This window comes from Colwellia sp. MB3u-8 (genome assembly GCF_014076985.1).
Classification (GTDB): domain Bacteria; phylum Pseudomonadota; class Gammaproteobacteria; order Enterobacterales; family Alteromonadaceae; genus Cognaticolwellia.
Window position 1 is genome coordinate 16,295 of record NZ_JACGVA010000066.1, and the last position, 25,355, is coordinate 41,649.

Genomic DNA, 25,355 nt, shown 5'->3' on the forward strand with positions numbered 1-25,355 from the left:
GTATTAGTAAACAGAAGTTTAATCTTTTGAAACAGGCAATTAGTTATTACTGATTACCTGTGTATTTTGGTTTTAATCTGTAATATTAAGGTATTGGGCGCCAACCTATGCAATCAATAGGATAACTGCCCGTTCCAGAGAAAAACTCTAAACAGGTGGATATCTCACTTTTGAAATATAAATCACGTTCAAGGTCATGAGCGCTGTGCAAACTAAGTTCATGCATTATATGCCAAAATACACGTTCTCTAGCATTATTGGGCGTTTCGTCACTCACCTGAAGTAAAGTCCATTCTGCCATGGTATTTTCGACAAATTTATCAAGCTCAGTGTAGTGCAGAGAATGATTAATAACCGCGGTAATATAGGCCCTAATTTGTGTGATTTTTTCATTGATAAACTGCTCAATTATCATGATGTTCCTTTTTCTAAATGTAGCTAATAAAGTGACTTAGCTCGGGTATATACTCGGGTATATAATAGTGTTACTCGCCTTGTAATATTTTTTGATGCTGTTTAGTTATCGTAGATAAAACTAAAATTGTCAACGTTGACCTGTTGTTGAATTGTGACTTACAGGGGGGGTGAAAGGCGATTTAGTAACCAAAAAAAACATTTGGAAAGTGTGTTTCTATCAAGGTAAAGTTATCTATCATCTACTTTACTATCATTAATAGTGCGCTTATAAAAACCCATAAGCCCAGTATATAATTAATCAATTTCGGATAAGTGCTTTAGATGGCAGGCAATAAAATGGCCTTAATTAACATAACAGGTTCAATAGGCACATCTTCCCAGCCCATTTCGCCATTATAATCAGTTTTCACTAAGGCCATGGCATCTACGACTGCTTGACCTTCAACGATGGCACCAAAAACCGCATAACCCCAATGTCTGCCGGGGTCTAAACTGCTATTATCTGCAACGTTGAAAAAAAATTGTCTATTAGCGGTATGAGGACGGTTTTCTTTTGCCATGGCAATTGTGCCTATGACATTTTTTAAACCATTGCCTGACTCATTTATGATGGTGTTATCCACTTTTTTAAGTTCAAAATTTTGGCTATAGCCTCCGCCTTGAACAATAAATTCAGGCACAATACGATGAAAAATAGTGTTGTTGTATTCGCCTCTAACCACATAGGTTAAAAAATTATCGACAGTAATGGGAGCGCGTATTCTATCAAGCTCTACAATGATGGTGCCCATTGAGGTTTCTAATTTAACTCGTGGGAATAAATTATCAGGATCAATGGCTAAATTTTTGGCACTACAGGTGAATGAAAGTAAGAATAATATCACTGAAAAAATTTTCATTATGGCTCTCTCGACATTTGGTTATTAAGTTATTGTGCTATTGAATAAACTGCTGCAACTCTTCGCTTTGCACTATTTGGCTTAATAATTCTGTCAGTTGTTGGTTAAAATCGCGCTCTAATACTGCAAGGTCTGCTTTTAAAGGGCCATTGCTGGTACCGGTAATTTTAAATGTTTTTGTTAAAGTGTTTTTGCCATTATTGACAACCACACGAAAAATCATTTGATTACTGGCGCTATATTTTAACATTTGTTGTTGCACACTGACCAAGGCATTGTCGATAATAACGTCCATTTGATTAACGGCTAGCGGCTGTATTTTTAGACCATTAGCTATTAATGCTGGGGTAAGTGCTGTCGATACAATATCAACTATGCGCTGTTGAGGTGAATATAACTGTGTGGCTTCGCCAGCACGTAAAATTTGCACGACATGGTTTGAGCGGCGCAAATCACTAAAGCGTAATTGCACTTGCTTTTGTTGGAAGGCATTACTGCTACCTACATTAATTTCAGGGCTGACAATAACCTGCTTTATTGGCGCACTACAGGCAAATAACAAGCTAGTAGCGCTTAAAAGTAGCACCTTTATTACACTTGATTTCATCTTATATCCTTTAGAATTAAAGTGACAAAATTAACGTTTTATTGCTGAAATAGTGACAAATTTTTCGTTACTGGCAATCAATTTTTCATTGCCAAAAATACGTTGTAATTTTATATGATAACCCAGTTGACGATTGCCAATAATGCGTAACTCACCCCCTTTTTTCAATACCCGGTGGCTGTCTTTAAACATCTGCCACGCGATATGATCTGTGGTGGCGGTTTGTTGATGAAATGGCGGGTTACATAATACAAGATCAACACTGCCGCCCTCAACACTGGTTAAACAATCGTTGACTAGAAAATGGCACTGCTCAATAGCTGAGGGTAAGTTTTCAGTCATATTTAATTTTGCTGATGCGATCGCCATGTAAGACTCATCGATAAAGTGCACTTGCGCTGCTGGCTGCTTTGATAATACCTGTAAGCCAATAACACCATTGCCACAGCCGAGGTCGATAACCTCAGTATTTGCAGCAACATTGGGTAAGTTTTCCATAAAATAACGCGCACCAATATCGAGTTTTTCTCGGGCATAAACGTTGGCGTGATTATGAAGGGTGAAATCGGTGTTTTCTAATGGCCATGAGGTTGGAAACACCGCCGATAATGCTTTGTCATTATCGAGTTGACTAAAAACCAGGCGGGCTTTTTTTACCGCTAATGATGTAGTCGTTGTGCCTAAGTAATTTTCAAACATTTTAAGTGTCGAACTGTGAATTTCCTTAGCGCGATCGCAAGCAATAAAAATAACATCTTTACTCAGCTGTTGTTTTATTTTGCTCAGTTGTTGGCAGAGTAAGCCTTTGCTTTTTGGAATTTTATAAAGCACGATGTTAATATCGTTAGGTAAATCATCTAGGCTGCTCAGCAGGGTGATATTTTCTTCTGATAAACCATTTTGCTCTAGATTAAGTTCAATACCTTGATGACTTAAAAATGAGTCACTAACACAATACAACTGCTGCTCAGTTAAGTTGCAGCTTATAGCGCCAAAACTATCATTGAAAATAAGAATATTTTGTTTTGAACAAGTTAATAGCTGTTGCTCTACATAACTAATAATATATTCATCAGCGGCATCCCATGCTTGCAAGCTTCGATTGACTTGGCCGGTTGGAAAACGATCGAGAAAAAGGTTTTTGTCATTGAGAATAAAAGGGCTGATCATAGTGATAAATACTTGGTTGGCGTTACTGATATTGTGACAAAATTTATCACTACGAGCTAGTTAATTGCGGATTTTATCGAGATAATAGCGTTAAATAAGACAAAGTCATCATTAAAACATCATAAGGAAGCTATTGGTTTGAAAATACTATCTCCAGATGCTGATATAGATTATATCGAAAACTTTTATGCGCCAGATAAAGCACAACTGTTTTTTCACCAACTAGAACAAAAATTAGCTTGGCGCCATGATGATATTAAAATGTTTGGCAAAGTGATGAAAATACCAAGATTACAAGCTTGGTATGGTGATAATAATCTCAGTTATCGTTATTCAAATATGACATTGATAGCCCAACCTTGGACAGAAAATTTACGGGCACTAAAAGCGAAAGTTAGTGACTATTGTGACCATGAATTTAATGCGGTATTAGCAAATTTATACCGTAATCAAGATGACAGTGTCGGCTGGCATAGTGATGATGAGCCTGAATTAGGTTTAATGCCCACTATTGCCTCGTTATCTTTTGGCGCAGAACGTGAATTTCAACTTAAACATATTATCACTAAAGAAAAAATAAACATTGTGCTTAGGCCAGGTAGCTTACTGATTATGCGAGGAAATACACAAAAATATTGGCAACACTGCCTACCTAAAAGAAGTAAGGCAATAGCGCCACGTATCAACCTGACCTTTCGCAAAATATGCCGTTAAGGTTTATTTTGGCAATTTTAAAAAAGATTTAAATAGTAAGAATAATATTTAAAATAACGCTGTCAGTCGTCTAGATAGATGGCATAATTGTCAGTAACGACTAAAATTAAAACTGATCCATCAGCCGATCAACTTTAGGGAAAATACTATGACAATCGAAGCTATTATTGAAGAAAAACTACTTGCTGCTTTTTCACCGCTTCATCTCGATGTAATTAATGAAAGTCATATGCATAATGTTGCACCGGGTAGCGAGTCGCACTTTAAAGTGATTATTGTTTCAGATGAATTTGAAGGCGAACGTTTGATTAAGCGCCATCGCGCCATTAACACATTATTAGCAACAGAGCTTGCAGATAAAATACATGCACTAGCCCTACATACTTATACTGAACAAGAGTGGAAAAACTATTACGCTGAGAACACGCCTTTATCACCTAAATGCCTAGGCGGTAGCAAAAAAACAGGATAATTTATCCACGTATTCCTGGTAAATAATCCGCTATTATATTTAGCACCGTTAATGTCATATTAGCGGTGTTTTTATGTACAGGATGTACGGTATGCTGCGATCACATGGATGTGAAAGAGCAGCGATGTACAGGATGTACGGTATGCTGCGATCACATGGATGTGAAAGAGCAGCGATGTACAGGATGTACGGTATGCTGCGATCACATGGATGTGAGAGAGCAGCGATGTACAGGATGTACGGTATGCTGTGATCATATGGCGGTTCCTAGCCATCTAGGTAATCACTCTATTGAGGGGCTTATAGCTATGTAAGAATATGGCTCCACGGTATTAGTAGAAGCATGATCGCCGATATGAAAGCTCTTTGCTGTCTAAGCTATACAATGCGTTAGCTTTCGAGTTTTATCAGGCCGCAGAGAACTATTACTCATAGATATGGCATGAGCAAGGTACTGGCTTAGCGTTTTTAGTTAACCAACAAGCTTTTGATGCTTTGCTTGTTGATTTGCAGAGTATTATTAAAGTGCTAGCCAATGCGTTATATGAATCAACTTTGACAGAATATAATGCCCGAAACAATACGGCAGTAAAAACCCTGGTTGAAGCGCATAATGTGCAATTACGTCAATTCCCTGCTGAAGTTATGTTAGCATTAAAACATCATACCGATGAATTGATTGCAGAACAGGTAAAAGCAGGTAAGTATTTTGCCCGCGTATGGCAGTCATATAGTGAATTTTTAGCGTCTATGCGAGCGTATAATAAATTAACCTCGCAAGCTTATGACCAAAACCGCTAACTTTTTAACAATGTTGTCGGTTTTTTGTCGAATATTATCGTTTGTTTTAGTCGAATATCGTCTAGCATTGCTGAGTTTCACCACTGGTCGCATCTCTTAAGAGGTAAAGCCAGAGTAAACTAGTCGGCAAATTGCTCGTAGACAGTAAATTAAGCTTAATTAATTTTTAATTAGGCATTTTTCAAACTCAAATTGTTACTTTGAATACCTCTGTAATACCATACTAATGTGTAGTGTATGTTATCGGAGTTTTGAAGTGACACTAAGAAGGTATAGTTATGGTTATTAAGCCAAAAATTCGTGGTTTTATTTGTACTAATGCTCATCCTGCAGGTTGTGCAGCGCATGTTAATGAGCAAATTGCTTATGTAAAAAGTCAGCCTCAAGCCGATGATAAACCTAAAAACGTATTAGTTATTGGTGCATCAACAGGTTACGGCCTGTCATCTCGAATCACAGCGGCTTTTGGTAATGACGCTAAAACATTAGGTATTTTCTTTGAAAAGCCACCAACAGAAAGAAAAACCGCATCAGCGGGTTGGTATAATACGGCTGCTTTTCAAGCGGCGGCTGACAAAGCAGGCCTCTGGTCAAAAAATATTAATGGCGATGCTTTTTCTCATGAAATTAAAGCAAAAGCTATTGCCGCTATAAAAGCAGAATTAGGTGAAATTGACCTCATTGTATACAGCTTAGCGTCTCCACGTCGTACGGATCCGGATACGGGCGAAGTCTATTCATCAGCACTTAAACCTATTGGTCAAAGTGTTACGACGAAAAATTTAAATACCTCTAAACGTACGATTGATACAATGTCAGTGGATGCGGCTACAGAAGCAGAAATTCAAGGTACTATCGATGTTATGGGTGGCGCTGATTGGGAGCTTTGGATTAAAGCACTCGGCGATGCGGGTGTACTGGCTAATGGCTTTAAAACCGTAGCTTATACTTATATTGGTAAAGAATTAACTTGGCCGATATACGGACATGCCACTATTGGTCGTGCAAAAGAAGATTTAGATCGTGCGTCAACAGCAATAAAAGCGACAACAGCTAATATTAAGGGCGAGGCTTATGTTACGTCACTTAATGCCGTGGTAACACAAGCCAGTTCGGCAATTCCTATTATGCCATTATATATTTCAGCTATGTTTAAAGTGATGAAAGCTGATGGCACTTATGAAGGTTGTATTGAGCAAATTCAAGGCTTGTTTAGAGAAAATATATACGGCAAAAACCCTATTATTGATGAAGCTGGGCGTTTGCGTCAAAATAACAAAGAGCTTGAAGACAGCGTGCAAAAACGTGTCACTGATATCTGGAATACAGTTGATAGCGACACCATTGATGAATTAACCGATTACCTTGGTTATCATCAAGAGTTCTTGAAGTTATTTGGTTTTGACGTAGTTGGCGTTGATTATGACGCAGATATTAATCCAGAATTGGCGATCAATAACCTGTTGTAATTTGTTGCAAATTACATGAAACATAACACTGAAAGTCATACAGCCTAGTGCATGATTAATTAATAACTTAATCACAGTGATTGAAAAACCGACAATTTGTCGGTTTTTTTATGTCGATTAGGCGTTATTTAGGCTTTATAATCTTGCTTGTTTACAACTTTATTGCAGAAAATAATGAGTCAATTTTTAACTGGAATTGACTTGTTATCGTAGTAAATTTCTACTAAAAAACGATATTTCGTTCTAATATTAGCCGTATTAGAGGTTATTCGACTAAATTGTTATTTTTTGTGCCGCTTAAGATAGAATCAAAATGTGGTTTTGTGCTAGAATCGCGCCAGAAATTTTAACTAGAGCCAGTGAACCTTGATTTATCAAAAATAAATTAAGACTTTGCTGAAATACACTGAAATCAGTCGTTTTGTTATTTGTCTGCGCTCATTGTTGTGGTGTTTTGCAACAGAAAGTGCAGTTAAATAGCTCAAAAATTGATTTTGATTACTCCCATCAAAAGTAGTGCAAGTGTTTATGATTACAATAAAAAAAGGTCTGGATGTTCCTGTAGTAGGTACCCCCCAGCAGGTAATCCATGATGGTCCGTCCATCAAAACTGTTGCAACATTAGGTGAAGAGTTCGTGGGTATGCGCCCAACCATGTTTGTTAAGGTTGGAGAAAGCGTTAAAAAAGGTCAGGCACTTTTTGAAGATAAAAAGAATCCTGGCGTTAAATTCACAGCTCAAGCTTCAGGTGTTGTTAAAGAAATTAATCGTGGCGAAAAGCGCGTATTGCAATCAGTTGTCATCGAAATTGGTGGCAGTGAGCAAGAAACGTTTACTTGTTATGCGGCTAACGAACTCAATTCTATTGCACGTGAAGATGTTGTTGCAAACCTAGTTAACTCAGGTTTGTGGACGGCATTACGTACACGTCCATTTAGTAAAGTGCCTGCGGTAGATGCCAAGCCTGTTGCCATATTTGTTAGCGCTATGGATACTAATCCATTGGCCGCAAATCCAGCACTAATTATTGCCGAGCAAAGTGCAGCATTTGCTAACGGTTTAACTGTGCTTTCGCGCTTAACTGACGGTGAAGTTTTTGTCAGTAAAGCGCCAGGTAGTGATATTGCGGTTAATTCATCGGCTATTGTCAATGAATTTGCTGGAAAACATCCTGCTGGCCTAGTAGGCACACATATGCATTTTTTGAAGCCTGTTAGTGCTGATAAAGTTGCATGGCATGCTGGCTATCAAGATGTTATCGCCATCGGACATTTATTTATTACCGGTGAGCTCGACAGTAGTCGTATTATTTCTCTAGCCGGCCCTGCTGCAAAGAACCCTCGCTTGATTCGTACCGTATTGGGTGCAAATGTTGCAGAAATTATTGCTGATGAAACACTTGATGGTGAGTTACGTGTCGTTTCGGGTTCATTACTATTAGGCGCAATTGCCTCAGGCGTTAAAGGTTACTTAGGTCGCTATCACACGCAAATCTGTCTGATCCTTGAAGGTAGAGAAAAAGAGTTTATTGGTTATATGTACCCAGGCCCTAATAAATTCTCAGTAACGCGTGCGTACATGTCACACTTCTTCCCTAAGAAGTTGTTCAACATGACGACTACAACCAATGGCAGTTCTCGAGCTATGGTGCCTATTGGTAATTTCGAACGTGTTATGCCGTTAGATATTTTACCCACATTGTTATTGCGTGATTTATGTGCCGGTGATACCGACAGAGCGCAACAGCTTGGTGCTTTAGAGCTTGATGAAGAAGATTTAGCCTTGTGTACGTTTGTTTGCCCAGGCAAAACAGATTACGGCGTGATCCTTCGTGATTGCCTAACCACAATTGAGAAGGAAGGTTAGTCATGGGCTTGAAAAAGTTTATTGAAGATATTGAACCGCAATTTGAAAAAGGCGGTAAATTTGAAACTTGGTATGCGCTTTACGAAGCGGTTGCAACAGGGCTATTTACGCCTGGCCAAGTGAACAAAGGTCAAACTCACATTCGTGACAGTATGGATCTTAAACGTATTATGATCACAGTATGGCTAGCGGTTTTCCCTGCTATGTTCTGGGGTATGTACAACATTGGTTTTCAAGCGGCTGACGCATTAGCGGCCGGTTACGCTTTATCTGATAATTGGCAAGTCGGTTTGTTTGAAATGTTGGGTGGTAGCTTATCTGCAGAATCTGGTTGGTTCAGCATGATGTGTTACGGCGCTGTGTTCTTCTTACCTATCTATGCCACAGTATTTGTTGTCGGTGGTTTTTGGGAAGTGTTGTTTGCCTCAGTGCGCAAACATGAAGTTAACGAAGGTTTCTTTGTTAGTTCAGTACTTTTCGCTTTAATCTTACCGGCAACTATTCCACTATGGCAAGCCGCCATAGGTATTACTTTTGGTATTGTTATTGCCAAAGAAATATTTGGTGGTACAGGTAAAAACTTCTTAAATCCAGCATTAGCCGGTCGTGCGTTTTTATACTTTGCTTATCCAACGGATATCTCTGGTGGCTCTGTGTGGGTTGCTGTTGATGGTTACTCGGGTGCAACAACGCTAAGTGCAGCAAGCCAAGGCCTAAACGATTATACCCTAGGTACTGATTGGTGGAATGCTTTCTTAGGTTATATCCCAGGCTCTGTTGGCGAGGTTTCCACGGTAATGGTTCTGCTTGGTGGTGCTTATATACTTTATAAAGGTATTGCTTCATGGCGCATCGTGTTGGGTGTGTTTACCGGTATGGTGTTAACGTCAATGCTATTTAATGCCATTGGTAGTGATACCAATGCTATGTTTGCTATGCCTTGGTATTGGCACCTTGTCAGTGGTGGTTTTGCTTTTGGTATGATGTTTATGGCAACAGACCCAGTAACCGCTGCATTTACCAATAAAGGTAAATATTGGTATGGGGCAATGATTGGTCTGATGGTGGTACTAATACGTGTGGTTAACCCAGCATTCCCAGAAGGTATTATGTTAGCTATTTTATTCGCTAACTTGTTTGCTCCACTACTTGATTATTTTATGGCTCAAGAAAATATCAAACGGAGGCTTGCTCGTAATGTCTGATACTAAAAAGAAAGAAACTTTCGGCGGAACTGTTGGTTTCGTATTTATAATTTGTCTAGTTTGTGCTGCCTTAGTATCAATTGCGGCGGTTGGTTTAAAACCCTTACAAACTGCAAATAAATTGCTTGATAAGCAAACTAAAATCCTTGAAGCATCTGGTTTATTAGCGGTAGCGCTTAAAGCGGAAAATATTAAAGCTTTGGGTGGTGAATCTGAAAGTATTGTTGATACGTATGAAAAGTATGTTGATGCCAAGATGATTAGCTTAGCAACAGGTAAAGTTATTGAAGGTAATGTTAAAACCTTTGATGAACGTGCTGATGCGCGTGATGTCAGTAAAAGCTCAATACCTGAAAATGATATTGCTGGTATCAATCGTCAAGCTGATAACGCTGTGGTTTATTTGATTAAAGATGAACAAGGTAAGGTATCAACGATAGTATTGCCTATTGTTGGCTCTGGCTTATGGGATCTAATGTACGGCTTTATTGGTTTAGAGTCTGATTTAAATACCGTGAAAAGCGTTATCTATTCTGATCTAAAAGAAACGCCGGGCTTAGGTGCTGAAGTACTTAACCCTAAGTGGAAAGCTTTGTGGCCAGGTAAGGAAATGTTTGACGAACAAGGCAATATAGCGATTCAAATTGTTAAAGGTGGCGCTAAAGCTGGCAATATTCACGGCGTAGATGCCTTGTCTGGTGCAACCTTGACCAGTAATGGTGTTGAGCGTACTTTACATTTTTGGTTAGGTGAAGAAGGCTATGGCCCATTTATTACTAACTATCGTGCTGGAGGACTGAACTAATGTCGACAGATACTAAAAAGGTTTTATTTGGACCTGTTGTTGATAATAACCCGATCGCCTTGCAAGTGCTGGGTGTTTGTTCTGCACTGGCCGTTACAAGCTCATTAGCGAATGCGTTGGTTATGACGCTTGCCGTGATGCTAGTAACAGGCTTTTCAAATTTATTTATTTCACTTATTCGTAATCAAATACCATCAAGTGTTCGTATCATAGTACAGATGGTGATTATTGCTTCGTTGGTTATTTTGGTTGACCAAGTATTAAAAGCGTTTTCTTATCAGCTATCAAAAGAGCTGTCGGTATTTATCGGACTGATCATTACTAACTGTATTGTGATGGGACGTGCTGAAGCTTTTGCGATGAAAGAAAAGCCAGGGGTTAGCTTTTTAGATGGTATAGGTAATGGTTTAGGTTACGGTGCTGTGTTGATGGTTGTTGCTTTTTTCCGTGAACTATTTGGTTTTGGTGAACTATTTGGTTATGAAGTGTTTACTTTGGTGCAAAATGACGGTTGGTACCAAGGTAATGGCTTATTAGTTTTACCCTTTAGCTCATTCTTCATTATCGGTTTAATTATCTGGGCAATTCGCCAGTTCAGGCCAGAACAAGTAGAGAAGGATTAAGTCGTTATGGAACATTATTTAAGTATATTTGTTAAGGCTATATTTATTGAAAATATGGCATTAACCTTCTTCCTAGGTATGTGTACATTCTTAGCGGTTTCTAAGAAAGTTAGCACGGCGATAGGTTTGGGTGTTGCAGTTGTTGTAGTATTAGGCATTGCAGTACCTGTTAACCAAATCATTTATCAAGCGATTTTAGCGCCAGGTGCGTTAGATAGCGTCATGGGTGTTACCGAGGCGAAAGACTCAATAGATTTAAGCTTTTTGTCTTTTATTACCTTTATTGGTGTGATTGCGGCCTTAGTGCAAATTCTTGAAATGGTTTTAGATAAATACTTTCCTGCGCTATATCAAGCACTGGGTGTTTTCTTACCCTTGATTACCGTTAACTGTGCCATCTTTGGTGGTGTGTCGTTTATGGTAGCGAAAAACTTAACCTTAGGTGAAAGTGTTGTTTACGGCATTGGCTCAGGTGTTGGTTGGATGTTAGCAATAGTATTAATGGCGGGTATTCGTGAAAAAATGAAATACTCGGACGTACCTGATGGCTTAAAAGGTCTAGGTATTACGTTTATTTCTGCAGGACTGATGGCCTTTGGCTTTCTTTCTTTCGGTGGTATTTCACTTTAGGTTTATGTTGGTTTTAGCGAACACTTACTTGCGAGTAAATGACTTAGCTAAAACCCTTAGAGAAAATTAAAGGAAAGTCGATGGAAATTATTATTCTCGGCGTATCGATGTTTACTGCGATAGTGCTAGCCTTAGTAGTGGTGATTTTACTTGCCAAATCTAAGTTAGTTTCTTCAGGTGACGTTACGATTAGCATTAATGGCGACCCAGAAAAGTCGGTAGTAACTCCGGCTGGTGGTAAGCTTTTAAGCGCACTTGCTGACCAAGGTATTTTTATACCTTCAGCTTGTGGTGGCGGTGGTACTTGTGGCCAGTGTCGTGTAGAAATACATTCAGGTGGTGGTGATCTGCTACCCACTGAATCAGGCCATATCAATAAGCGTGAAGCAAAAGAAGGTTGTCGTTTAGCCTGTCAAGTGGCTGTTAAGCAAGATATGGATATTGTGCTTGAAGATGAAATCTTTGGTGTTCAGCAATGGGAATGTGAAGTTATCTCTAACGATAACCAAGCAACTTTTATTAAAGAACTTAAGTTACAAATTCCAAATGGTGAGTCTGTACCTTTCCGCGCGGGTGGTTATATTCAAATTGAAGCACCTGTTCACCACGTAAAATACAGCGATTTTGATATCGATGAACAATACAAAGGTGACTGGAATCATTTTGGCTTTTTTGATGTAGAATCAAAAGTTGATGAGCCTACGTTACGTGCTTATTCAATGGCGAACTATCCAGAGGAAGAAGGCATTATCATGCTGAACGTGCGTATTGCTACGCCACCTCCAGGGCGTTTACATTTGCCAGCAGGTAAAATGTCATCTTATATCTTCAGCTTAAAAGCTGGCGATAAAGTGACTATTTCAGGCCCATTTGGTGAGTTCTTTGCCAAAGAAGGCGAAAGTGAAATGGTCTTTATTGGCGGTGGTGCAGGTATGGCGCCTATGCGTTCTCATATTTTCGATCAACTTAAACGTTTGCATACTAAACGTAAAATATCGTTTTGGTATGGTGCTCGTTCTAAACGTGAAATGTTTTATGAAGATGATTATAACGGCCTTGCTGCTGAAAATGACAACTTCAATTGGCATGTGGCCTTATCCGATCCACAACCAGAAGATAACTGGGATGGCATGACAGGTTTTATTCATAATGTATTGCATGAAAACTACTTGAAAGACCATGAAGCGCCAGAAGATTGTGAGTACTACATGTGTGGTCCTCCAATGATGAACGCTGCCGTTATTCATATGTTGAAAGATCTGGGTGTTGAAGATGAAAACATCATGTTAGATGATTTCGGTGGCTAATTAAGCTCGCGAATTCATTAAGTGAAAAGGCGGCCTAGGTCGCCTTTTTAATGGCTATTCTTTTATAATTTTATCACTGAATTTATTTAGCTAAAACAAGCGGTATTTTTTCATCAATGACGCAGCTTGCTTTAGCTAAGTAAACTTTTATTAAGGATATTGTGATGCAATATAGTTTTAACCTACCCAAGTACAAATTAGCCGCTAAATTATGGCTAATAACAAGCATGTTAGTTGTGTTTAGTGGTTGTTCACCCAGTAATGATCTTGCTCGTCAAGAATATTTGTTGCAAGGCAATACGATGGGCACCACCTATAATATTAAACTGGTGGGTCAGAACATAGACGCAGTTAAAATCCAGCAAGGTATTGATAAACAGTTAAAACAACTCAATCAGGAAATGTCGACTTATATTACAGATTCCGAATTATCAAGATTCAATCAATCAGGGTCACTTTCGCCGGTTAATGTCTCAGCAGGTTTAGCTCGGGTAATTAAAGAAGCTATTCGCTTAGGAGAGTTAAGTCATGGTGCGCTTGATGTAACGGTAGGGCCATTAGTTAACTTATGGGGTTTTGGGCCAGAATATCGTCCTGAAACCATACCAAATAATGAATTATTAGCGGCAACCAAAGCGCGAGTGGGTTTAGATAAGTTAGCATTTAAAAACGGCATGTTAAGTAAAAGTATTCCCGATCTTTATGTTGATTTGTCAACCATTGCCAAAGGTTATGGCGTTGATTTAGTCGCTGAGTTCGTCGAGGCGAATGGTATCAATAACTACCTCGTTGAAATTGGTGGAGAGATGCGTCTTAAAGGTTTTAAACATACCGGTGAACTTTGGCATGTTGCGATTGAAAAGCCTTTAAGTACTGAGCGTGCTGTTCATCAAATTATAGTGCCAAAAGATAACGCGGTTGCTACTTCAGGTGACTACCGCATTTATTTTGAAGCTGACGGCCAACGATTTTCGCATATCATAGATCCAAAGACGGGCAAGCCGATTAATCATAAACTGGTTTCTGTGACGGTAATTCATCCATCATCAATGACTGCTGACGGTTTATCTACGGCAATGATGGTGATGGGTGAAGAAAAAGCGCTGGCGTTTGCAGAGGCTAATGATCTTGCGGTTTACATTATTGAGAAAACTGATCATGGCTTTGTCGAGCAAAGCACGGTAAAATTCATGCAGTACCTCAAGTAGGTTTTCAGGGTTTTATTTACGTTACTGACGTTATTCCCGTTATTTAAAATTTATTTTTATAATCAACTTATTAAAGTTTTATCAAATAGGTAGGCACTCGTTATGGTTATTTTTTTAATCACCTTATGTTTTTTTCTCGTTATTGTTATGGCAATGGCAGTAGGTTATATATTTCAGAACAAAACACTTGCTGGTAGTTGTGGTGGTCTAGCGAACGTTGGTATTGATAAGTCATGCAACTGTGATGATCCTTGTGAAAAGCGCCAAGAACGTGATCGAGTAGCGGCATTAACCATTGGCGACATCAGTGTGAAAAATATTTAGACTGTTGACGTAAGTAAAGTTTTTAGCGCATTGTGTTATCAAAACTTGCAGTTTACGTCAGATGATTTTTAGAAAAAGGTGAGCTTAGCTCACCTTTTTCTGTTTAGCTTGAGCAGTATAACTTGAGCAATGGTTGTTTTTAGTCATCGAAGCTTCTTTGGTATTAGCAGAGCCTTGTAGCTCGATGTCAAAGAATGTGATGCTTAGTTAACTATTAACCATTAACTACTGCCATTTACCATGCTAATCACTTAACTAAAACGCTTAAATAAGTCGTTCAATTAGCCAATAGATAGCGATAACGGCAATCGCAATATTAAGCGACAGCACTAACCTTTTTTGATACCAAACTTTACTCCTCAAGGGATATAAAAAAATAAAAGCGAGGGCAATAACTGTCAGTTGTCCTAGTTCAACGCCAATGTTAAATGAGATCAAACTCAAGGCATATTGACTCTGCGCTAATCCCAGATCGCCTAATACCGAAGCAAAGCCTAAACCATGTAACAAACCGAAGGCAAATATTATCGGCATTCGTGTATAACTAGTAGTATTTGTTTGCGCTCGGTAAATATTCTCAACGCCTACATAGACAATAGATAATGCAATGAGCGGCTCTACAATTGCGCTAGACAAGGCTACAACACCGTAAATACTTAAGGCAAGCGTAATGGTATGCGCTAGGGTAAATGCAGAGACTTGCCATAGTAAAGTTGAGCGACGTTTAGCAAAAAGTAAAAGGGCTAAAACAAAAAGAATATGATCTAAGCCCAGTGGCAGTATATGAACAAAACCCTGATAAATATAATCAGCGGCAAGTTTTATTCTTGTAGGCACTATAGCGTTACTTGCTGCTAAGTTGGCGTTGGCTAAACTAATTTTATAACGGTTACTTAGGCTTGCTGAACGGATGATTTCTTGCTGTGGCCGAATCACTTTCAGTACAATATCACCCAATAATGGCGAAAATCGCACCGCAACTTCACCCACCCCTTGTGGAATATCTCCGGTTACGTTTAATTGCGCTTTATATTCGGTTAAGCCTGCTTGTTGAGATAATATTCGCTTTAAATGCTGTAATTGTAAGCCTTTAAAGGGCGAGATATTGTGCTTTAGATTTTGTTCTATGTTCCCGTCAATATTTCTATGCTCATTTATATAAGTAAAGTGCAGACTAGTTTGCTGGCTCAAAATAACTTGCAGATGTTCGAGTAGCTTTTTTTGTTCAACAAACGAGAGCTGATTGAGTACACCAATCACCTTAGTGTCATCACCTGAGATGTTGAGATTTTTTTTGAGTAAATGCAGCAAGTCTACCGTAACAACAAGTTGATAATGTTCACTGTTATCTAACGATAACGTCGCCTGATTAATATCATCACTATGAGCAGAGCTAGCGCATGAAAAAAGTGCTGTCGTTAATAAAATAATAAAAATATATAGCGGAGAAAGTGCTCGCGTATGCAAAATAAAAACCTTTATGGTGAGAAAAAAATAGCGCTAAGCTATCGCATCTTTTATAAAATTAACAGTGATTTTAAAATGAAGGGGATACTTTTAAATTTATATATCACGACTTATCTCTCCTTTACCTATTCTTTACTACTAGCTAGCGCTTATTAATGGACAAACATAAAAGCTAAACCTAAAGCTTATTATTTATCATGCCGATGGAAAGTGACAAAATTTTGCGATATATTATGATTTAGAGTAAAAACTTTAAAAATAATATAAGCCACATGTTATTTCACAGATTATAATACTGTGGGCAATACCTCTGCTTTGCTAAAATTTAAATGATTTAGCAAAGCAGAGAGCCTTATTCGTTACTTATCAGCGCGAATTTATCCGCTTAATCAGATCAAATTGATACATTAAACAGCGAGTAAACAGCCGAGTTAAGTTTGAAAATAGTACAAGCCAATAAAAGAGCCATTTTAGTCATGGGTCAAGGCTAATAACCAGAACAATATTGAGTTCATTAGGTACTTATGTTTAAAAAAATATTATTAATTCTGTTACTTTCATGTATTCCTGTTACTGCTTGGGCCTCAGGTCACGGTAGTATTGATTTAACCAACTCGATATTTGGTTTCACTGCCCTTATCTTATTCTCAATCGCCTACCTACTGGTTATTGGTGAAGACGTTATCCACTTAAGAAAATCAAAACCTGTGCTTGTTGCCGCCGGTGTTATTTGGTTAATTATTGGCTGGGTATACACCCAGCATGGAGTGCCCTTAGAGGCAGAGGAAGCCTTTAATCATAACTTACTTGAATATGCGCAGTTATTATTATTTCTTCTTGTGGCCATGACCTACATTAACGCTATGGAAGAAAGAGGTATTTTCGATGGCTTGCGTTTATGGATGGTTTCTAAGGGCTTGAGCCTTAGGTCGTTGTTCTGGGTAACGGGTATTTTAGCCTTCGCTATTTCTTCATTTGCTAACAACTTAACGACCGCCATGTTGATGTGTGCCATTATATTAAAAGTGGCGTCGAAGGATAAAAAGTTTATCAATATAGCCTGCATTAATATTGTTGTTGCGGCTAATGCGGGTGGTGTATTTAGTCCGTTTGGCGACATTACTACTTTAATGATTTGGCAGTCAGGGCTGGTTAAGTTTGAACAATTTATTGTCTTGTTTATTCCCTCAGTCGTCAATTTTGCAGTACCCGCCATCATCATGAGCTTTTTCATTTCCAATGAAAAGTCGACGGCAGTAGTCAGTGAAACTTTTCAAATAAAACGAGGAGCAAAAAGAATTATCGCACTTTTTGTGCTGACCATTGCAACAGCCGTGTTATGCCATAGTGTGGTTAATATGCCACCCGTGTTAGGTATGATGATGGGATTAGGTTACTTAAAATTCTTTGGTTTTTATTTACGTATGAGCCTACCGCGCTCTTTAGATAAAAAACGTAATAAAGCCGAAGCTGAAAACGATGCAGAGGCATTAAAAAAGCTTGGCAATATTATACCTTTTGATATTTTTGACAAAATTGCACGGGCAGAGTGGGACACCTTATTGTTCTTTTACGGCGTTGTTATGTGTGTGGGTGGTTTAGGCTTTATGGGCTATTTAAGTTTAGTTTCAGAGGCCTTGTACAGTAACTGGAGCCCAACTTATGCCAATATTGCCGTAGGTGTATTATCAGCCATTGTTGATAACATTCCGGTAGTGTTTGCGGTGTTAAGTATGAACCCAGTGATGGATCTTCAGCAATGGTTATTAGTTACCATGACCGCAGGGGTTGGCGGCAGTTTGCTGTCAATTGGCTCAGCGGCAGGTGTGGCGTTAATGGGGCAGACCAAAGGTATGTATTCTTTTATGGGTCACTTAAAGTGGAGTTGGGCTATTGCTTTAGGTTACGCGGCAAGTATTGGCGTACACTTTCTGATTAATGGTTAATGGTTAATGGTTAATGGTTAATGGTTAATATATTTTCAGTTTAGCTTAACTGAAAATATATGATTTCGAACTAGTTATTGTTATTACGCCTAAAGCGTATTTAACCTTAGCTAGTTTGCCGCTTAATATAGTAACTAATCACTTCAATGAGTAACCAGAAAAGGGGCTTGGCTCTATTCAATTACTCTTTAACTCAGTCTTCATTTTAACAATCCTTTGAGGAAAATTGATGCTTTGCACTACGGCCTACGGCCACTAGCATTCAACATCTTATAATGATTTATATTGATAACTTAAGCCATTTCTTCATTGTTTGATTTTACTATATTGACGCTAGCTTAATAAATGGTAAAGTAACTGTATTTATATACAGCTATGGTCTGTATTGTTATATCTTACATCAATTTATTTATATGGCATGCTGAATGTTTAAAGATAAGCCACCGCAAAAAAAGATAATTCATATCGATATGGATTGCTTTTACGCTGCTGTTGAAATGCGTGATAATCCCCAGTGGCGCCATGTGCCTATTGCTGTTGGTGGCAATGGGCCGCGTGGTGTGTTGTGTACTTGTAACTATAAGGCGAGAGAGTTTGGTGTGCGCTCCGCTATGCCAAACGCAAGGGCGAAAGCCCTTTGCCCTGAACTGATTATTGTTAATGGCCGTATGTCAGTTTATCAGCAAGTATCGCAACAAATTAGCGCCATATTACACCGCTATACTGGTTTAATTGAACCTTTGTCGTTAGATGAAGCGTATCTTGATGTGACTGATTCGCCGTTATTTTATGGTAGCGCTACCTTAATTGCCGAACAAATACGCCGTGATATTTATAACGAGCTTAATCTCACCGCGTCGGCTGGTATTGCGCCCAATAAGTTTCTAGCTAAAATTGCTAGCGATGAAAATAAGCCCAATGGCCAATGTGTAGTTACGCCAGAAAATGTCAGTGCTTTTGTGGCTAATTTAGCGCTGAAAAAAATCCCAGGCATTGGGCCAAAAACCAGTGAAAAGCTAAAAGTTTTTGGTTTTGAAAGCTGCGCCGATGTAAGAGCGAGTTCGGTAGCAAAACTACACACTATAGTGGGTAAATTCGCCAAGGTTCTATACCAACGTAGCTTTGGTATAGATGACAGAGCACTTGAAACGTCACGGATTAGAAAATCACTGGCAATTGAAACCACTCTGGCAGAAGATATTGATTCTATTGAACAATGTCAGACGATATTAATAAGTTTATTTAGTAAACTACAACTGCGCTTAGCCAAGTATGCCGATCGTGAAATTAGCAAACAAACAGTAAAAATTAAGTTTGCTGACTTTCAGCAAACAACGGTTGATATTCAATCAACAGCTTGTCTTGAAGCTGTTTTTATTACGTTACTACAAAAAGCTATGACCCGAGCTAATAATCGAAAAGTTCGCTTGATAGGCTTGTCATTGGGTTTTACTGAGCAGCATAGTCATGATAAGCAAAGTCAGTTAGCTTTATTTTAGCTTATATTAGTATTATATTTTTGATAACTTGGTGTTTTGGGTTTTATTGCCTTTAACATCATAATGCTAGGGCAAAGTGATCTAAGTACGGTCAAAGGGAGTAAAATAATCCATATCAACTAATGCGAATATCAATACCAACGGCAATTGAATGATAGAAGGTTAAAGCTATTAATAGGATTTAACCTATGCTTTGAATACTCAAGTCTTAATCATATTAACAATGGCGGAAAATTATGTTAAAAAAACTTTTAGTGCCACCAACTACACTTTTTAGCGTTTTAGTGAGTGCAGTCGTGAGTACATTATTGAGTGTTTCATTGCATGCGCAAGAAATGGCCGATGCCGATATAACTGTGCAACCCGCTGCAGGCGGTGTTTATATGTTGCAAGGCCCAGGTGGTAATATTGGTGTGTTAGGCACAGAGCAAGGTTTGCTATTAGTTGATGATAAATTTGCCCCATTAGCTGAGAAAATTGAAGCGGCAATGAAAGGCATTGAGGATAAAGCACTTAAATATATCATCAATACGCATTATCACGGCGACCATACTGGCAGTAATCAGTTTTTTTCACATAAAGCGCCAATTTTTGCCCATGAGAATGTTCGCAGCCGGTTGAGCAGCAAAGCCGACCATGAAGTAGAAAGTTTGCCGGTGGTAACCTACAAAGATGGTATTACTATTTATTTAGCTGACGAAGAAATTCAGCTAACACATTTACCTAGCGGCCATACTGATGGCGATACCTATGTTTACTTTAAAAAAGCGAACGTATTACATACCGGAGACTTATTTTTTGAAGTGGGCTTTCCTTATATCGACTTAGAAAGTGGTGGTAGTGTTAAAGGCTATTTAGCCAACGTTAAGTACATGCTAAAAAACACACCTGACGATGTAGTGATTATTCCAGGTCATGGTAAGTTAACCGACAAAAGCCATATGCTAGCCTTTGCGACAATGATGGAGTTTAGTATTAATAAAGTGTCTGCGGCACTTGCTGCAGGAAAATCTGAACAGCAAATACTTAACGAAGGTATGGGTGAAAAATATCAGCATTTGTCTTGGGCATTTATTTCTGAAGAGAAGTGGCTGAAAACCTTGGTTGCTGACTTAAAGTAATAGTTTACTGAGTCAAAGTAATAGGTGAGTTATCATCATCGGCGCTGTGAATACAAAGGTCGAAAAAACTGAACTCAGCTAACCGACTATAGATTATTTACCTATAAGGGCTTTTTAATGGCCCTTTTTTTATGTGCAGAATTTACAGTATGTAGAGTATATCGCGGGTACATGGTCATTACTCAATGATCATAATCTTTGCATCACTAACGCCTTATCGAACTTAACTTTTGTACTTAAGTTGCTCAAACATGAAAGTGAAAAATAAGATGATTTCTTAACATAATTTTAGCTTACTTAAGCTTGCTTTAAGATTTGAGTAATAGAATGACATTATGAACTTTTCAGGAGATAGTTATAATGTTAAACACAATTTCAAGCCATCAAGTACACGAGATAACTTCAACTGAAAAATATCAAAATTATTCAGTTAATTTGACATCGCCTGAGCCGTTGTTAAATAAGACTACGCCAAAGCCATACTCACCAAGTAACAACTCACTTGTTAAGCAAACACTCGTTAAGCAAAAGTTCAATTTTGATATTCAAGTTGCTGCATTGGGCAGTAAGCAAAGAAGCGAAATTGAGCAATTTATCAAACAAGGTTTTCTCAAGAGTTATCAGGCGAAAGTTTCAGTGACCATGCCCCATTTGTTGGCTCTGTGTAATGGTACTTATAAAGCGGCTTTAGGCATTCGTAGTGGTCAAGACGATTTATTTATTGAGCAATATCTTTCGGGTGCCATTGAGCAACAAGCTGTGTTTGTAAAAAATAATATCGACAGAAAAGATATTGTCGAAATAGGCCATCTTTTTAGTAACAATCAAAGGTTTACTCTGCCGTTATTTATGATCACAGCCGTTTCTTTGTTTTATCTAAACTATAAGTACATGGTGTTTTCAGGTACAGAAAAGGTGGTTAATTTAATGGTTAAATCAGGTGTGCATTGCACTCACCTTAGTGATGCTTATCAGAATAAAATTCAAACATCGACTGATGATTGGGGCAGTTATTATGCCACTAATCCAAAGGTTATTGCGGTGTCGTTATCCGATGTTATTGCTTTGATAGACCGACTGCCGATGTATCAAGCAATGTTTAAATCACTTGATAAACAAATTGCCCAAACATGTCAGCAACTAGGTTAAAAAACTTTTAATTTATATGATTAATAAAAAGGTATTACCATGAAAAAATTTACATTATTTACACTCCTTTGTTGCCTTGTAAGCAATGTTTACGCGAATAATATCAGCGAGCTTAATTTTGATGACGCACTACTCGCCATACAGCAACAGTGGGTAGAAGCTAATTATGTTAAAACTCAAAAGGAACAAAAAAACGATTTTACCGAGTTACAGCAAGCATCAAAAAAACTAACGGTTGAATTCCCTGACCATGCCGAAGCTTGGATTTGGCATGGTATTGTACAATCTAGTTTTGCGGGGGCAAAAGGTGGCTTGGGAGCACTTTCTTTAGCTGATGATGCTAAAAGTGCTTTTGAAAAAGCTTTATCTCTGGATGAAACTGCTTTACAAGGCTCTGCGCACACCAGTTTAGGTATTCTTTACCTTAAAGTACCTGGCTGGCCACTGAGTTTTGGTGATGACGACAAATCTGAACAACATCTTAAAGCCGCTGTAAAAATGAATCCTACGGGTATTGATATTAACTATTTCTTAGCTGAATTTTATCTTGAGCAAGACCAGTATGAAAAAGCAAAAGAGCACCTATTATTAGCACAAGCGGCTCCACAGCGAGTTAACCGAGCCAGTGCTGATAAATTTAGACAGCAAGAGGTGTTAGTTTTACTTGCCAAAGTGAATAAAAGTATAGCGAAACATTAAGTTTAATCGTTAAGCATGATTTTAACAGCTTGAAAGATAATGGTTTCAAGCTGTTTTTGTCTACAAGATAAGTGATAGGCGCTGATGCCATGGCGACTCCTCAGCATCTCATAAGTTGCAAAGTAATGGCTTACCAGCTTATTAGTCAATGAACTTTTGAGGTATCGCGAAACGCTCCAATATTAATAGTCATGCTTGATCTTTTGCTAAGTCAGCGCGTATTAATGTATCGCAAAATGATAGTTTGTATTAAATGTAGAAGCCCAATAAAGCTAGAAAAATTTTTCAATGTAAGTCTACTTATGCCGTTAAGCTTAAATGGGCTTTTATAAACAAAGTTGGAAACGAAATAATTAATTATCTATCATAGTGATTAATTAGCTCGCCCTCGCATATTTGTCGAAATTAACTATAGTTGGAAACTTGCAATAATATTCCAGTAATTTATTGCATAACATAGATAGCCGTTTACTGGCGTTTAGACGAGCTTAGTTATCACAGAACAGACCCTTTCCTAGTCGAAAATTCGACCTCAGAATAGAGCGTTTTAATACTAAAGCTGACGTTAGCTCTAGTTTATCTACCAGCAACTAATCTGACACCGCGGTTATCAGCGTATTGGCTTTAACGATCACTAATGCCACAACGCCAATCTAATTTAGACGTGAATTGATCATAGTAAATGCTCTGCTTTGCAAAAGCGGACTAAGTACTTTATATTTTATGTTTAGAGCAAATAGGTATAAATTTTGGTCTGAAAAGTGCGTTCCTGACATTCCAGCTAAAAATCTTGCCCTATATTTTCTAATGAATTAACTACTAGCGTAAGCGATGTAATGCCCTTTTGTATGGAAGTCAGTATGATTTTTCGGGGTGTGTTACTGAGAGGTCTTAATAACACGCCCTAATAACATGTGATTTAGCATTACTAGTTTCTAATACTTTGAAAGTATGAGATATTGATGTTAATTTAATGTTACTTATGGTGTGTGTGATACTGAGACGTATACATAATAAGCTGTTGTTAGGTGGTTCAATTACAAGGAGAAATATGAATATGCACGAATCAATGTTTGGTAGCGGGATGTGGCCATTTGGCTCTTTAATGATGTTGGTAATGGCGTTTGTAATGATCTTGCCGTTCTGGTTTATTTTCTATAAGGCTGGCTACTCAAAGTGGTTAAGTCTGCTCATGGTGGTGCCACTTGTAAATCTGTTACTGCTATATTTCCTTGCTTTCTCTCAGTGGCCTAACCAAGAAAAAAGCCCTGATAGATAAAAATAAATCCGTCGAGATTAGTTATGTTAATTACACCAACCTATTAGCCAGGCGTTGGAATCACTCAATGATCACATATCGCTTACAAATCATCCTATTGATTGTCCTTGCGACCGTCAGCTCGATAACAGCGGCTCAAACAGATCGTGTCGCCGTGGATCAAGCAATTTATGGATTCGAAAAAGCCCTTCCTCAAGGCTGGACGGTCATAGATCGGCAATTGGATGCCGTACCGTATGGCCATCACTTCTGCAACGACTATAGGGGGCAGAAAGGTACAAAAATCATAGTTATCGGGCCAGAGCCCGTCCAAGTTGTATGGACGTCTCTCTCGGGAGAGACAGTATCAACAACTCTCGCAAAGGAATCGTTAGAACTTTGGTTTATGCCTCCGAATTATCGAGACAGTCAGACGGCTTGGCTATGTTTACATCGTCCAATTCAGCCAGTCGTAATCCTTGAGGACCCGTCAGTTGTCGTCTTTGGGCGCCCAAGTCATCAACTTAATTCAAAAACAGCATGGCTTGAATTGCTCACTAAAGCCCAAGCGATAAGTTGGCCGGAATCGCCAGCGAATGACCGTTCCAAAATCTCTTGGTCTAACTGGGAGCAGGATATCCGCCTCGCCGTGCAAAAGTGAGGCCTAACCGCCAGTCAATCCTGACGCGCCGGTTACTGGGAACGTTGCAACTTGTAGATAAGGATATGACCTAATGAATGAAGTAGTGTTTCCTGTGAAGAAAAGAGAGTTTCACAACCATCATTTTGATTCGACAATCTGGAATGATTTTGTATTCCGTGACGACGATATTGTCATTTCGACCTATGCCAAATCCGGGACGACTTGGATGCAGCAAATTGTGTCCCAGCTCCTGTTTTCAGGTGAGGAAGGCTTGGAAGTTGCTGAAATGTCGCCCTGGATGGACTTGCGAGTTCCTCCGAAAGAAGTCAAGTTGCCTGCGGTCGAGGCGCAGACGCATCGTCGATTCGTAAAAACTCACTTGCCTGTGGATGCCCTGGTCTTTTCGGAAAGAGTGAAGTACATCTACATCGGTCGAGACGGGCGTGATATTGTTTGGAGTCTTTACAATCATCATCTTAATGCTAACGCAGCATGGTACGACGCTCTTAACAATACGCCAGGCAGAATTGGCTCAGGAATCGAGCCACCATACTCGTCGATCTCTCAGTATTTCGACAATTGGCTGGAAAAAGACGGCTTTCCATTTTGGTCGCTCTGGGATAATGCCCGCACTTGGTGGGCTATTCGGAATTTGCCGAACGTGCACATGGTGCATTTTGCAAATTTGAAGTCAGACATGCCTGGAGAAATTCGCCGCATTGCAAAATTCATTGGCACACCCATCGAAGAATCGAAGTGGGAGAATATATTAAAGCATTGTAGTTTCGACTATATGAAGGCCAATGCCACAAAGAGTGTTCCTCTTGGAGGGGCGTTCTGGGAAGGGGGCGCAGAAACCTTTATTCACAAAGGCACGAATGGTCGGTGGCGTGATGCGCTTTCTGCTGAACAGATTATGAATTATGAGCAGTGTGCGGAATCGGAGCTTGGCCCCGAATGTGCACATTGGTTTGCCACTGGGGAGCTCAGATAATATGTTTTCGTGCGTGTAGCCCGATTGCGCATAACAAGCCAATGCACGCGCAACTTAGCTGG

At 38.9% G+C, this 25,355-nt stretch carries 25 protein-coding genes; 20 read left to right on the forward strand and 5 right to left on the reverse strand.

The window, feature by feature from the left end:
• Window positions 1-85 precede the first annotated feature (85 nt).
• From H4J54_RS11330 to H4J54_RS11345, 4 genes are all read right to left on the reverse strand, one after another.
• Window positions 86-415: a hypothetical protein gene (locus H4J54_RS11330; protein WP_182190987.1), complete on the reverse strand. Its 330-nt coding sequence runs from the start codon at window positions 413-415 to the stop codon at window positions 86-88.
• Window positions 416-734: 319 nt separating this feature from the next.
• Complete coding sequence (locus tag H4J54_RS11335) at window positions 735-1,316, reverse strand: peptidylprolyl isomerase (protein ID WP_182190988.1); 582 nt, start codon at window positions 1,314-1,316, stop codon at window positions 735-737.
• Window positions 1,317-1,353: 37 nt separating this feature from the next.
• On the reverse strand, window positions 1,354-1,923 hold the full coding sequence (locus H4J54_RS11340; RefSeq protein ID WP_182190989.1) for a YajG family lipoprotein: 570 nt from the start codon (window positions 1,921-1,923) through the stop codon (window positions 1,354-1,356).
• Window positions 1,924-1,953: 30 nt separating this feature from the next.
• Window positions 1,954-3,093, reverse strand: a complete 1,140-nt coding sequence (locus H4J54_RS11345) for a methyltransferase (protein ID WP_182190990.1) — start codon at window positions 3,091-3,093, stop codon at window positions 1,954-1,956.
• A gap of 138 nt (window positions 3,094-3,231) precedes the next feature.
• Here H4J54_RS11345 and H4J54_RS11350 point away from each other — a divergent pair, with 138 nt between their 5' ends.
• The 12 genes from H4J54_RS11350 (at window position 3,232) to nqrM (ending at window position 14,517) form a co-directional block, all read left to right on the forward strand.
• Window positions 3,232-3,807, forward strand: coding sequence for an alpha-ketoglutarate-dependent dioxygenase AlkB (locus H4J54_RS11350; protein WP_220464165.1), 576 nt, complete (start codon window positions 3,232-3,234; stop codon window positions 3,805-3,807).
• Between the two features lie 148 nt (window positions 3,808-3,955).
• Complete coding sequence (locus H4J54_RS11355; protein WP_182135097.1) at window positions 3,956-4,279, forward strand: BolA family transcriptional regulator; 324 nt, start codon at window positions 3,956-3,958, stop codon at window positions 4,277-4,279.
• 435 nt (window positions 4,280-4,714) lie between these two features.
• On the forward strand, window positions 4,715-5,080 hold the full coding sequence (locus H4J54_RS11360) for a hypothetical protein (RefSeq protein WP_182191105.1): 366 nt from the start codon (window positions 4,715-4,717) through the stop codon (window positions 5,078-5,080).
• A 278-nt stretch (window positions 5,081-5,358) separates the two neighbouring features.
• On the forward strand, window positions 5,359-6,549 hold the full coding sequence (gene fabV, locus H4J54_RS11365) for an enoyl-ACP reductase FabV (protein WP_182190991.1): 1,191 nt from the start codon (window positions 5,359-5,361) through the stop codon (window positions 6,547-6,549).
• 528 nt (window positions 6,550-7,077) lie between these two features.
• Complete coding sequence (locus H4J54_RS11370) at window positions 7,078-8,415, forward strand: Na(+)-translocating NADH-quinone reductase subunit A (RefSeq protein WP_182190992.1); 1,338 nt, start codon at window positions 7,078-7,080, stop codon at window positions 8,413-8,415.
• A 2-nt stretch (window positions 8,416-8,417) separates the two neighbouring features.
• A complete protein-coding gene (locus tag H4J54_RS11375) occupies window positions 8,418-9,620 on the forward strand; it encodes an NADH:ubiquinone reductase (Na(+)-transporting) subunit B (protein WP_182190993.1) in 1,203 nt (400 codons plus the stop codon).
• Entirely contained in the window at window positions 9,613-10,425 is an 813-nt protein-coding gene (locus tag H4J54_RS11380; protein ID WP_182190994.1) for a Na(+)-translocating NADH-quinone reductase subunit C, read from the forward strand. Before H4J54_RS11375 ends, H4J54_RS11380 begins: the two co-directional genes overlap by 8 nt.
• Window positions 10,425-11,048, forward strand: coding sequence for an NADH:ubiquinone reductase (Na(+)-transporting) subunit D (locus H4J54_RS11385; RefSeq protein WP_182190995.1), 624 nt, complete (start codon window positions 10,425-10,427; stop codon window positions 11,046-11,048). The genes H4J54_RS11380 and H4J54_RS11385 overlap by 1 nt, the downstream gene beginning before the upstream one ends.
• A 6-nt stretch (window positions 11,049-11,054) precedes the next feature.
• Complete coding sequence (gene nqrE, locus H4J54_RS11390) at window positions 11,055-11,678, forward strand: NADH:ubiquinone reductase (Na(+)-transporting) subunit E (RefSeq protein ID WP_182190996.1); 624 nt, start codon at window positions 11,055-11,057, stop codon at window positions 11,676-11,678.
• 80 nt (window positions 11,679-11,758) lie between these two features.
• The gene (gene nqrF / locus H4J54_RS11395; RefSeq protein WP_182190997.1) at window positions 11,759-12,985 is read left to right on the forward strand and encodes an NADH:ubiquinone reductase (Na(+)-transporting) subunit F; all 1,227 of its coding nucleotides are present in this window, start codon (window positions 11,759-11,761) and stop codon (window positions 12,983-12,985) included.
• Between the two features lie 164 nt (window positions 12,986-13,149).
• Window positions 13,150-14,193 carry an FAD:protein FMN transferase gene (locus H4J54_RS11400; RefSeq protein ID WP_182190998.1) on the forward strand — a complete coding sequence of 348 codons (1,044 nt, stop codon included), beginning with the start codon at window positions 13,150-13,152 and terminating at the stop codon, window positions 14,191-14,193.
• Window positions 14,194-14,295: 102 nt separating this feature from the next.
• On the forward strand, window positions 14,296-14,517 hold the full coding sequence (nqrM, locus tag H4J54_RS11405) for a (Na+)-NQR maturation NqrM (protein ID WP_182135079.1): 222 nt from the start codon (window positions 14,296-14,298) through the stop codon (window positions 14,515-14,517).
• A 264-nt stretch (window positions 14,518-14,781) separates the two neighbouring features.
• Here nqrM and H4J54_RS11410 read toward each other — a convergent pair whose 3' ends face one another.
• Window positions 14,782-15,984: a HupE/UreJ family protein gene (locus H4J54_RS11410; RefSeq protein ID WP_220464166.1), complete on the reverse strand. Its 1,203-nt coding sequence runs from the start codon at window positions 15,982-15,984 to the stop codon at window positions 14,782-14,784.
• A gap of 524 nt (window positions 15,985-16,508) precedes the next feature.
• Between H4J54_RS11410 and nhaD the strand changes: the two genes are divergently transcribed.
• The 8 genes from nhaD to H4J54_RS11450 all read left to right on the forward strand — a co-directional run bounded on the left by nhaD (window position 16,509) and on the right by H4J54_RS11450 (window position 25,293).
• Window positions 16,509-17,930 (forward strand): sodium:proton antiporter NhaD, encoded by a 1,422-nt coding sequence (gene nhaD / locus H4J54_RS11415; protein WP_182190999.1) that lies wholly within the window; start codon window positions 16,509-16,511, stop codon window positions 17,928-17,930.
• A 425-nt stretch (window positions 17,931-18,355) separates the two neighbouring features.
• Window positions 18,356-19,429 carry a DNA polymerase IV gene (gene dinB, locus H4J54_RS11420; protein WP_182191000.1) on the forward strand — a complete coding sequence of 358 codons (1,074 nt, stop codon included), beginning with the start codon at window positions 18,356-18,358 and terminating at the stop codon, window positions 19,427-19,429.
• Window positions 19,430-19,665: 236 nt separating this feature from the next.
• A complete protein-coding gene (locus H4J54_RS11425; protein WP_182191001.1) occupies window positions 19,666-20,550 on the forward strand; it encodes an MBL fold metallo-hydrolase in 885 nt (294 codons plus the stop codon).
• Between the two features lie 360 nt (window positions 20,551-20,910).
• Window positions 20,911-21,699: a thermostable hemolysin gene (locus H4J54_RS11430; protein ID WP_182191002.1), complete on the forward strand. Its 789-nt coding sequence runs from the start codon at window positions 20,911-20,913 to the stop codon at window positions 21,697-21,699.
• Between the two features lie 39 nt (window positions 21,700-21,738).
• Entirely contained in the window at window positions 21,739-22,398 is a 660-nt protein-coding gene (locus H4J54_RS11435) for a tetratricopeptide repeat protein (RefSeq protein WP_182191003.1), read from the forward strand.
• Between the two features lie 1,051 nt (window positions 22,399-23,449).
• Entirely contained in the window at window positions 23,450-23,677 is a 228-nt protein-coding gene (locus H4J54_RS11440) for a hypothetical protein (protein ID WP_259366982.1), read from the forward strand.
• Window positions 23,678-23,744: 67 nt separating this feature from the next.
• A complete protein-coding gene (locus tag H4J54_RS11445) occupies window positions 23,745-24,317 on the forward strand; it encodes a hypothetical protein (protein ID WP_182191004.1) in 573 nt (190 codons plus the stop codon).
• Between the two features lie 73 nt (window positions 24,318-24,390).
• Window positions 24,391-25,293: a sulfotransferase domain-containing protein gene (locus tag H4J54_RS11450; protein ID WP_182191005.1), complete on the forward strand. Its 903-nt coding sequence runs from the start codon at window positions 24,391-24,393 to the stop codon at window positions 25,291-25,293.
• The last annotated feature ends 62 nt before the right edge of the window (window positions 25,294-25,355 follow it).